Origin of the sequence: Halorubrum trapanicum (assembly GCF_017873555.1) — an archaeon.
GTDB lineage: Archaea > Halobacteriota > Halobacteria > Halobacteriales > Haloferacaceae > Halorubrum > Halorubrum trapanicum.
Genome location: NZ_JAGGKE010000013.1, coordinates 74,500 through 84,879, shown reverse-complemented (window position 1 = coordinate 84,879; position 10,380 = coordinate 74,500). Strand labels below are relative to the sequence as shown.

The window sequence follows — 10,380 nt, the reverse complement described above, 5'->3', positions numbered from 1 at the left end:
TTGTCGTGCACAGACTGGACTTCCTCATTCCTTCCGAAAGATGCCTCGATAAGCCGCCGCTATCTCGCGGTTTCTCGCTTAACTAAAGACAGATGGAGTGACCGGGTCGCTTCCGGAAAGGAAGCACTTGTAATTGGGTTCTACCCGGATACTGTATCGCTGGCAGGCGATTCTGCTGGAATTGCACCTCATAGTTTTCCGGAAATTCCAGGAAACACGAGCCTTCCTGAATAGATACCTATCTTCGCGGAAGATAACCGATTAACTACCAGGGGCTGTAGGTCAGCGTATGGTTGAGGTTCCAGAGTCGCTCCAGAGTCTGTTTAGCGCAACTGTAGAAAAACGAGGAGAGACATATACACTCGAAGTTCCGCAAACTGAGATTGATCACGGCGCTATCTCTCCTGGTGAAACATACCGGATCGGCGTACTCACGCAACGACAATCCTCGACGAAGACAGCTGACGAACGCACAGCACAGGAGCAGCCCGCTCCGTCCGAACGAAATTCTGGACCACCTACCCCACCGGTCACTGAAGGGGAAGTCCGTGACGTGACGATCGAGACAGTCGGCGATCAAGGCGATGGAATCGCGAAGGTCGAACGCGGCTATGTCGTTATCATTCCAGGTGCGCAGCCCGGTGACGAGCCGACCATCGAAATCGACCAGGTCCAAGAGAACGTCGCATTTGCCAGCGTTGTCGATACCGGCCCTCAATCACTCTAACTAGGCTCATAATCCGGTGTCTGCCCGGCAGGGTGGAGGAGGCGCAACGTTGAAGCCTGCCGGGCTTCATATTCTATGTACGAAATGCAGGTATGAGTTCCACACAAGAGACCCAAACTATACGGCAGGGACTTTCGACCCGTGAGAGCCGACTCCTCTCGCATCTCGCCGCGGAGGGCCACCAAATCATCTCGATCGACGATATCGAGGCGACACTCGAGGTCGCGCCGAACACCGCCCGCGAGATCGCCTCCCGACTCACCGAGAAAGGGTGGCTGGATCGGCTGCTCCCCGGCCGATATCTCATCATCCCACTCGCTGCCGGTGAAGAGGCCGTATATACGACCCACGAGTATCTCATCGCCTCGCACGTCGCTGAGCCGATGTACATCGGCTACTACAGCGCCCTCAGCCATCACGGGCTGACCGAGCAGGTTCCTCGAACCGTCTACGTCGTCACCCCAACGCGAGCCCAGAGTCGCGAGATTCACGGCGTCCCCTATCGCGTTGCGACGGTCACCGAGCGGAAGTTCTTCGGCTACGAGCCGACGTCCATTGAGGGGACCGCCGTGAACATCGCCGACTTGGAGAAGACGCTCGTCGACTGTGCCGACCATCCCGAGTACTGCGGTGGTATCCGAGAACTCGCGAAAGCAATGGTCGCCGCGGACGACCAGGACTGTTCGTGGGCGACCGTCGGTGAGTACCTCCAGCGACTCGACAACGGTGCGGCGACCAAGCGAATCGTCTACCTTGCCGACCAACTGGATATCGACCTCCCAACGCGTGAGACGCTCGTCGCGTCGTTCACGAGCGGGTATTCGCTGCTCGACCCGACGCAGAGCGAGCAGGGATTATACGACAGTGAGTATCGCCTCCGAATTAACGTTGACCCGGGCACGCTCGGTCCGACGGAGTCCTGATTCTAATGATCAGTCAAAACCGACTCCGTGTCCTTGCCCGTGAGCTAGGTGTCCGCCAGGGCTATGCTGAGAAGAACTACGTCAACTCCTGGATTCTCTGGGGTATCTTCACGAGTGACTTTGGCGAGAACCTCATGTTCAAAGGTGGAACGGCGCTGAGCAAACTGTACTTCCCCCAGTCGTGGCGATTCTCAGAGGATCTCGATTTCGGCGTCGAAGGTCAGTACAACGAATCAGAAGACGACCTCCGTGATGTCCTTGACACAGTTACCGAGCGCTCCGGGATTGAGTTCACCATCAGCGAGCACCACGAGTCCCGCCAGCAACACTATCCGACACACTACGTCGACATGAGCATCCAGTATCGGGCGGTGCTTGACCATCCGAATACGACCAGTCTCGACGTGATGGTCGACGAGTACGTCGCATTCGACTCGGTTCACCATACGCACTCCTACGAGGATATCCCGGAGTTCGAACTGCAGGCGTATAGTGTCGAAGAGATCTTCGCGGAGAAACTTCGGGCGATCTTCCAACGGGGTGCTGCCAGAGACTACTACGATCTTTATCAGCTCTTAGAGACCGAATCTGTTGAGATTGAGTTCGACGTTGTCCTGCCTGCCTTCGAAGCAAAGTGCGACCACGACGACCTTGACGTCGATCTCACCACAGGTCTGCCGGGTGACCAGCGCGAGGACATTCAGCGCCAGTGGGAAACCTCACTTCCAGACCTGACCGGTGATCCACCGCTGTTCGATACTGTTTGGAAGAGACTGGACGAGGCCGTCATTGACAAAGGGACGGAGTAGGTACGAATCCTCTCGCCTGCGGCACGTACTAGCCCTGCACTATTAGGGGTATTCTGAAATCGGATACTATTCTAAGATAGCATCCTATTCATAGAGATTTTCTATCGATACTACTTATGCTATTTTAACAATTCAGGCTACCTTTGCTACTCATACTATTCATGCTATTCTTACTATTCAAACTATTCGGTCTATCTTGGCGATTCGGGCTATTCACTGCCCTTAGTTATAAGAGGGGATAGGGCACTATTCCAGAATAGCATGGCGGGAACGAATAGCGGGAATAGCATAGATAGCACGAATAGCCCAAATAGCCCGTACGAATCCGTGGATACAGCGGGGAATTCTCGGGCTGTCTCAGTCTGCATGCTGAAGGGTGGCGTTGGCAAGTCAACCATCGCAGTGAATCTCGCGCGTCAACTCGCCACCCACGACCATGATGTCCTCCTCATTGACCTCGATCCGAATGGACACGCTTCAGTCGGTCTCGGGTTCGATGACCACTATCACAATACAGACGAGGGCATCGGTGAGGTATTCTTCGATGAGGCAGATCCAACCTCAGTCGTCTACGATACCGAATATGAATTCGATATCCTTCCCTCGAGCGAGGATCTCGAGCAAGTCGAGCGAGAAATCGTCGTCGGTGACGTCTTCCAGCCGTCTGCTCTGTTGAAGCGCGAAGTCGTTGAGCCGCTGCTGGGCGACGAATACGACTTCATCGTCACGGACTCGCCCGCATATCGCTCGCGACTGACCGACAACGCTCTCGTCGCGACGTCTAATCTTGTTCTTCCACTAGCGCCCGGCAACGAGGCGATGTCCGGACTGGAACGCACTATCGAGCGCCAGATTGCTCCGCTGCGAAAGCACATGGACGTCGACGTCCTCGCACTCGTCCCGAATATGCTGGATGGGCGTATCGACCAGCAAACGCAAGATCGCCAGCTCCTCGAACGGCTGAACTCCCACAACAGCTTGCAGGACCGTATTCCGAACTTCGCTCGAATCACGGATTGGGAGGCTGTGGGCAGCGGCGACATTAGTCCGACACCAGGTATCCGAGACCGAACGAGTATCACGAAAGCGTACGGTGAACGCAAACCGCTATTGGACTACGACGCCAACTGTGATCAACTGAAGAATTTCGACGAACTCGCGCACATCGTCGAGGCCGGTGAGGTGGTCCGGCATGGCTGACGACGGTGACCCGTTCGCAGATCTTAGTCAGACGCTGGATGACGATGCTGACGATCAGGACGAGACGAAGAGTGAACAGGAACCGCGCGAGCCACCCGCCTCAGACACGACAACCGAACACGTCGACGAACCGGATGAGGGGGACGTCGAGGAACTGGACCCGATGACAGATACTGCCTTTTCATACGAGGCAGCCAATCAACGGCCGTTTTACGCTCGCGAAGAGACTATCGAGAACTTCGATTCCTGGCTGAACTACGAATTAGAGCGCGAGCTAAGTACTCGCGGCTATCAGAATATCGTTGTCCGTGAGATGACTGATGCGTTGCTGCGCACGGTTGTAGAGGAAGACTTGGTTGACGAGGTGGCTGAACGGTTCGAGCAAGAACGAAAGAATGCGATTTCAAAATAGTCTGAATAGCATTCTATTTCTTTTCAAGGAGAACGACGGGGGGATGTCCATCTCTTCAGGAAGGAGGTTTACTGGAATAGGTCAAATAGCATGAAAAGTATTCTATTCATATATGCACCTCCACAAGGGCACGGGACGCATGAATTCTGGATGCGTCCATCGCTGCCCGACGAACTATATTCGCGTATCTGACCAGAGAGAACGGGTTTCTACGTTATAGATCGGTAAAACAACTCGAAAATGGACGCCCACTGGTAGTTGAGACTGGCCGTCTCAATGTATACGATTCTCGAACTGCTTCGACGAGGCTACGGGCGGAGTATCCCCTTCAGCCATTTCGTCGCTTTCACACCTAACACTCATTACGATTGACACCGTATTTCTGCTCAACGATGTCCATCGACCGAGATACCTTCGAGAAGACGAGCGAGGACGAACTCGAGGAACTTTCCGTCCCGGATCAGGTGCTGGGATTTCTCGCCGCCAACGATGATCGCGCGTTCAAGGCCCGCGAAATCGCCTCTCAGATCGGTCTCGATGAGGGCGCGGTCAGCACCGCGCTCTCGAGACTGAAGGACCGCGATCTCGTCGAACACAAAGCGACGTACTGGGCGATAACCGACGACACAGAGCGACTCGACGGATACAGCGGGTACGAACGAGCGACCGCCCTGTTCAACCAGCGACTCGGTACAGAGGACAAGGAGTCCTGGCGCGAACACGCACCCGAGGAACCACATCCGAGCGTCGAGGACGAACAGTGACCGACGAAGAGACACCGATTTTCGAGCGTGACGACGTCGTCTACGGGGATGATCCGTTCAAAGGTGAGAGAGATGCTCGGCCATGGATCATTCTCTCGAATCACGAAGGCCGTCCGTTCTACGGCGATCAGTATATCGCGCTCACGTTGACGTCGAAATCTTGGATGGACGGCCTAATCGACATCCCCGGTGAGAGTTGGCTTCGTGGTGGGATCCCGGATGAGAGTCGGATTGTTCTGTGGGGAGTCCAATCGATCGTCCGCGAGGATATCGATTTCTGGCAGGGCCGCCTTGACAGCGATCTATGGGAATCGCTGATAGTAGCGATTATCGTTGATCTCCTTGATCGTGATCTTCGACGGGACATCATCTGGGAAGTCGTCTAGTCACTCCTCACCTTCGTTTAAGCTTGTCCCCTCTTCAAGCCAATCGACCTGAGCCGTGAGTTCCTTTCGCCGTTGGCGTTTGATGATCGTTGAGTCAAGTACATCTCCGATGATCGCAACGTCAAGCGCGAACTCCGTCGTTGCGACCACTTCGCTCCCGTTAGGATCTGATGTGACGGTGTACGCTGTCCGCATCTCCTCGAAGATGCCCTTGCGCTGTTCGTAGGCGAGGTCGGCGTCAGGACGGTCAACGAGTTCAAGCGTGAGTTCGATAGTCGCGATCCCCATTTCGTTCGCGACGCGAACCGTTTCGCCGTCTACGTGAACCTCATCGAACCCCGACGCTCGCATGAACTGATCGAGTTCGTTCATCGATTCGCGGACAACAGTCGGAGGCGCGTCGATCGTTCGCGAAAGCGTTACCGAATTCATGGGTCGGACTTGTCTTTCGAAAGCGGCCGAAACTCTTGTACTGGATTGGTGAGCATCCGATAATTCAGATCTCAATTCCGTCTCGTTTCACGGATGTCCCGAACAAGTTCGGCTGAGGGACCATCTTCCTTCGCGACCGTACTCGATCCGAGAGATGGTTACCGAAATCGACCTGCGGGATTCCTCGCCTCGCGAGTTCCAAGACCGGATCGACGACGCGTTCGACGAGATTGAGACGGGTACCGAAGTCCTCGTTATCTCTGATCGAGACATCGACGCTCATCTGCTTCGGTACCAGATCGAACGGAACCGTGCCCTCGACTGGGCCCACGAGGATCCTGACGCCGAACCGCGCGAGGTCGGGGTGTCCAAACAGGAACCACTCGGTGACGGGGAGTTAGGGACGTTCGACGTGCGTGATCTGATACCGCAGCGGCGACACGAGGTGTTACTCGATACGTTCAATCGCCTCGGATCTGGTGAGGGGTTCGTGCTGGTCAATGACCACGACCCGAAGCCGCTCTACTACGAACTTCGATCGATGCACGGCGATGTCATCGACTGGGAGTATACAAGTCGTGAGTCGGGTGAGTGGCGCGTCAAAATCGTGAAGACCGACGCTTCGATAGCCGACAACGAGGGCGTAATCACGCGATACGATGTCCGGGAGATCCCGAAGCCGGATCGCCACGAGACGATCCACCACCGGTACGGCATGATACCCGATGGCGAGACGATGGAACTCATCGCTCCGCACGAGCCGCGACCGCTCCGTCGCGAGTTTCGGGAGCAATATGATGACACGTTCGACTGGGAGGTAGTCGAAAAAGAGCCCGGTCGCTGTCGGGTACGGATCACAAAGTCTGAACGAAGTGAATCCACAGCTGACGGTGAGGATCCCACATCCGCGATGTCTGACAATGACGAGGTGTCCACGGAAGCGTCCGTCGAGATCCCAGAGAGTACGGCTGAGCTCGACGTCCGCGACCTTCCACCCGCGCAACGACACGAGAAGATCTTTGAGACGTACGCAGATCTCGACGACGGAGAAGGATTTACCCTCGTGAACGACCACGACCCGAAGCCGCTGTACCACCAGTTCGACGCCGAGGCTGGCCCGGAGTTCTACTGGGAGTATCGCAAGCGTGACCCCGGCGAGTTTAGAGTATTGATTGGGAAGGCCGAAACGCATGACGACGACCCGACTGCCGCGGAGGATCCAAACGCACCGTTCTGACGAGGCTGTTTCGAAAACGGACTGATCCGGAGCGAGACCCGAATCGCGGTACCGATCACGCAGTGGCCGTTGCCCTGGGGGGACCAGATCCTTTCAGAACGGAGCGTCCGGCGATCCGCGGCTCGGTCCCTCGTTTTTCATCGAACGTTCCATCGGGTTCGACCCGATTTCGGTGTCGCCCTCCGGATCGGCGGTCACGTCTCCCGTCTCGAGATACGTCTGCTCGAGGTCGGCGAGCTGCTCGTTGATCGCCTCGCTCTGGTGGTGCATGGGTGCCGCGCGGACGCGGATGAGGTCGTACTCATGTCGTTCAGAGAGCCCATTCCACGCGCGGAACGACCCGATCGTCAGCGTGTGGGTCTGTGGACAGAATGGAGTCGTCGGCGTGAACTCGGCACGGAGTACGCGGTCGATGTCGTCCGCCTCGACGGCGTCATCAGCGTCGTCGCGTTCGACGGCGTAGCGGTAGCCGGCGCTCGTGTGCCGCGTGTCGAGATTCAGCCGGGCGAGATTGTAGTTGAACGTCATATCGTACACCTTTCGGTCCTCGAAGCAGTCGCGCGTGAGACGGTGAAACGCGACGTGGTCCGCCCCGGTGAGCAGATCATGAGGTTCGAGGAACTCGCCCGGCCTCGGGACGTGATCCGAAACGAACTCGTCGTACCCGTCGAACAGGTCGCTGTCGTCGGACCCGAACAGCGACGGAAAGCTGGGCATACCCAGTTGTTCGAGATCGTGAGGGGTACTCCTACTCCCGTACATGTTCGGATGGCGGTCTCCTCGTCCGAAAACGGTCGGGTATCAACCGTTCACAAACCGGCATCCGAGGAGGTAGCCACATCCGATCGCACCGATTACCGACCCGAGAATTCCGATCACGCGTACCGGTTCGTACTGAAGGGCAACTCCCACCGATTGTACGGCGACACCGGCTCCAAGCAATGCGATCGTCACACGGGCCGCGCGTGGGTTCGCCCCCGTGAACTGACCGCCGGTAATTGGGAAGAATAGGTACGCGTATCCGACGATTGTGAGCGGAAAGAATCCGGCGAGGATGAGCGTTCGATGGACGGCGAGCGATATCGGATCCCCGAACCCGAACGCCACCGGAACGACCGACACGACGGCGGTCCCTCCTGCGATCGCACCGAGTGCGATCCCGGATACACCGACCCGTCTGCGATTCGTTTTCAGAATAACGAATAGCACGAGGGCTGCATACCCGAGCATCGCGAGTGTCGCGAAAACGCCGCCGACCCGGAACCACGGATCGATCCAGAGGAACGTCCCCAGAAAGGCCGGCGCCAGGGCTCCGGCCACGAGCACGATCCAGACGACGGGGCGAGGTAACGAGACGTGGAAAAACGCCGTCAGCAACCGCATGCCGAGCGCGTAGATTAGCAGCGTTGCGAACCCGGTGAGGTAGTAGTGGGTGACCTGTGCTACTGTGACCGTCCCGATTCCCAAAGGGGCGACGGTCATGAGGAGAGCAACCGTTCCGACGAGGAGATAGCAGACAGCAACCGGAATCATCGCTGTGGCCAGTCGAGTCGAGCGTTGGGATCGTCCACTTCCTCCAAGTGTTCCAGCTACTGTGCCGACCGCAGCTGGACCGACAGTCGCCAGCAACGACCCGACGAAAATGAGGACACCGGTCGTCCAGAGCGTCACACCAAGGGGTCTCAGGAGAATCCCCGCCGTAACGAACTGATCCGCCACGAGAAGGCTGACACCGACATAGGCGAGCCCGAAGTGAATCCCCGCGAGTCGCTGATCGACGAGGGTCTTGCCGACGTACGAGGGAAGCAGAAGGTACGCCATTCCGAACACCATCGGACAGACGAAGCCGAACACGCCGATCAGGACGGCAACCTTGTTTGCCCCACCGAGCAATGCGAGAAGCGAGCCCACGAACGACCCGACGCTCGCCACCGTGAAGCGTTGTGTCCACGTCCACAGTCCAGTTGGTCCCGTGTTCATGAGTGTTGACCTACGCTCAGGACGATCCCCGGGCGTTCTGCTGGCAAATCTAGTCGTCGGCCGCCTCATCGAGATCGTGCGCTCTGCGCGGCGAGAATGACCCCAACACGATCCGATCAATCGAATGCGGGCTGTGACGGACCAACATGAGGACCAAGTTGGACACGAACGCCACGACGCCGACGCCCACTAGCAGTCCGCCGAGGTGCCCCGGCGTTCCGGCGACTTCCAGTAGGTTCGCGCCCACGATCAGTGCGCTTCCGCCCCCGAGGAGTACCCCGTCGATCGCGGCGATCCGATCGTCGTAGAGGTCGTCGATCATCGGGACGTCCTCTAACCCTAACAGATCGCTGTACCGGTTGACCCAGATGACAAAGGGAATGATGTGATACAGCGTCCCCACGACGACGAACCCGATTGCACCCAACAACAGCAGATGACCAGCGTTCGCCGCGCCGAGCAGGTGATCGCGCGTCAACGGGTCAGATATCCACGCGGGTTCTGTGACGGCGATCCACAGCGCGAGCGCTCCCACTGCCACCATGTACCGCGTGTGCATCGGGGTCCGTTCGACCTGCATCTCGTACAGTTTGCGTGCCAAGATGAGAGAGAACGCCGACGCGGCGAACAGGATCAGCAGACCGCCGACCCGCGCGGCGGGGGCGTGACCCACGAGTCGACCGACCGCGAGCACGACCACGCCGATGGGATGCGCGATCTCTTCGATGGACCGGAGACGGTGGTCGATTCCGTGGAGTTCCGTCTGCGTGAACATCGTTCCGAGCTGGTACAGCGCGCCGTACACCGTCGTGAGAACGGCACCGAAGACCGCGAGGGTCGCGTGGGCGCCCACCACCCTGGACCGGCTGACGCCGATTCGCGAGAACGTCGGAACCGTGAAATCGATCGCGAGGAGGACGCCCAGAACGGTCAACAGGAGGAAGAAGCCGAGCGCGCCGAGGAAGTGCCGTTCGGTGACATCGTACTCCTCGACCGTGGCGAGCGTTCGGATGATGTTGTACGCGAACGCCCAGAAGCCGACGAGCATGAGCGTGGCGAACGGGATCAGCCACGCTGTCTCGACCAGGAGGAATGCGACGACGAACCCAGAGAGACCGGCGACGACCAGCCCCAACTGTACGTTTGCGAGTCGCTGCGAGTGGAGGGTCGCGCCCGACCAGACGGGCACGAACTGCGTCATCGCCCCCATGATCGTGATACAGATCCAGCCGGCTAACAGGAGATGGACGTGAGCGAGCCGGCCCAGTCCTGGGACAGCGTTCAGATGTAAGCCAATCCCCAATCCAATTCCCGCGACGAGAAATACGAGACCGACAACAAAATGCCGTAATGGGACCGTCATTGGGGGCTGTTGGTCCGCTTCGATATTCCCCGGGATGGCACCCATAAATCAGGGTACGTTCTCCATATACCTGACAGGACCACCGAACATGTTCTCCTGTCGCCGACCGTGGAACACGTTTTAATGGTGGAGAGCACCTCTGGATCT

Annotated in this window: 12 protein-coding genes and 1 pseudogene; 9 read left to right on the top strand and 4 right to left on the bottom strand. The window is 57.7% G+C overall.

Annotation, left to right across the window (positions count from 1 at the left end):
- From J2744_RS13225 to J2744_RS13190, 8 genes and pseudogenes are all read left to right on the top strand, one after another.
- A partial coding sequence (locus J2744_RS13225) for a hypothetical protein (protein WP_210113747.1) occupies positions 1-234 on the top strand: 234 nt, incomplete at its 5' end.
- Between the two features lie 55 nt (positions 235-289).
- The gene (locus J2744_RS13220) at positions 290-727 is read left to right on the top strand and encodes a TRAM domain-containing protein (protein ID WP_210113746.1); all 438 of its coding nucleotides are present in this window, start codon (positions 290-292) and stop codon (positions 725-727) included.
- Between the two features lie 92 nt (positions 728-819).
- Complete coding sequence (locus J2744_RS13215) at positions 820-1,650, top strand: type IV toxin-antitoxin system AbiEi family antitoxin domain-containing protein (RefSeq protein WP_210113745.1); 831 nt, start codon at positions 820-822, stop codon at positions 1,648-1,650.
- 5 nt (positions 1,651-1,655) lie between these two features.
- A complete protein-coding gene (locus J2744_RS13210) occupies positions 1,656-2,459 on the top strand; it encodes a nucleotidyl transferase AbiEii/AbiGii toxin family protein (RefSeq protein WP_210113744.1) in 804 nt (267 codons plus the stop codon).
- Positions 2,460-2,720: 261 nt separating this feature from the next.
- On the top strand, positions 2,721-3,659 hold the full coding sequence (locus J2744_RS13205) for a ParA family protein (RefSeq protein WP_115864494.1): 939 nt from the start codon (positions 2,721-2,723) through the stop codon (positions 3,657-3,659).
- Positions 3,652-4,071, top strand: coding sequence for a hypothetical protein (locus J2744_RS13200; RefSeq protein WP_010890437.1), 420 nt, complete (start codon positions 3,652-3,654; stop codon positions 4,069-4,071). The genes J2744_RS13205 and J2744_RS13200 overlap by 8 nt, the downstream gene beginning before the upstream one ends.
- Positions 4,072-4,463: 392 nt before the next feature.
- Complete coding sequence (locus tag J2744_RS13195) at positions 4,464-4,835, top strand: MarR family transcriptional regulator (RefSeq protein ID WP_094530790.1); 372 nt, start codon at positions 4,464-4,466, stop codon at positions 4,833-4,835.
- Positions 4,832-5,176 (top strand): annotated as a pseudogene (locus J2744_RS13190) (type II toxin-antitoxin system PemK/MazF family toxin); the annotation flags it as partial. The gene J2744_RS13195 and the pseudogene J2744_RS13190, both read left to right, overlap by 4 nt.
- Before the next feature lie 45 nt (positions 5,177-5,221).
- Here the strand turns inward: J2744_RS13190 and J2744_RS15455 are convergent.
- A complete protein-coding gene (locus tag J2744_RS15455; RefSeq protein WP_094530794.1) occupies positions 5,222-5,653 on the bottom strand; it encodes an SRPBCC family protein in 432 nt (143 codons plus the stop codon).
- Positions 5,654-5,807: 154 nt separating this feature from the next.
- Between J2744_RS15455 and J2744_RS13180 the strand changes: the two genes are divergently transcribed.
- The gene (locus J2744_RS13180) at positions 5,808-6,890 is read left to right on the top strand and encodes a DUF2249 domain-containing protein (protein ID WP_095638134.1); all 1,083 of its coding nucleotides are present in this window, start codon (positions 5,808-5,810) and stop codon (positions 6,888-6,890) included.
- A gap of 93 nt (positions 6,891-6,983) precedes the next feature.
- On the opposite strand, the gene J2744_RS13175 is transcribed toward J2744_RS13180, so the two are convergent.
- The 3 genes from J2744_RS13175 to J2744_RS13165 form a co-directional block, all read right to left on the bottom strand.
- Positions 6,984-7,607, bottom strand: a complete 624-nt coding sequence (locus J2744_RS13175; RefSeq protein ID WP_095638133.1) for a hypothetical protein — start codon at positions 7,605-7,607, stop codon at positions 6,984-6,986.
- Between the two features lie 84 nt (positions 7,608-7,691).
- On the bottom strand, positions 7,692-8,870 hold the full coding sequence (locus J2744_RS13170) for a hypothetical protein (protein WP_144928144.1): 1,179 nt from the start codon (positions 8,868-8,870) through the stop codon (positions 7,692-7,694).
- Positions 8,871-8,919: 49 nt separating this feature from the next.
- The gene (locus tag J2744_RS13165; RefSeq protein WP_144928141.1) at positions 8,920-10,278 is read right to left on the bottom strand and encodes a heme-copper oxidase family protein; all 1,359 of its coding nucleotides are present in this window, start codon (positions 10,276-10,278) and stop codon (positions 8,920-8,922) included.
- Positions 10,279-10,380 lie beyond the last annotated feature (102 nt).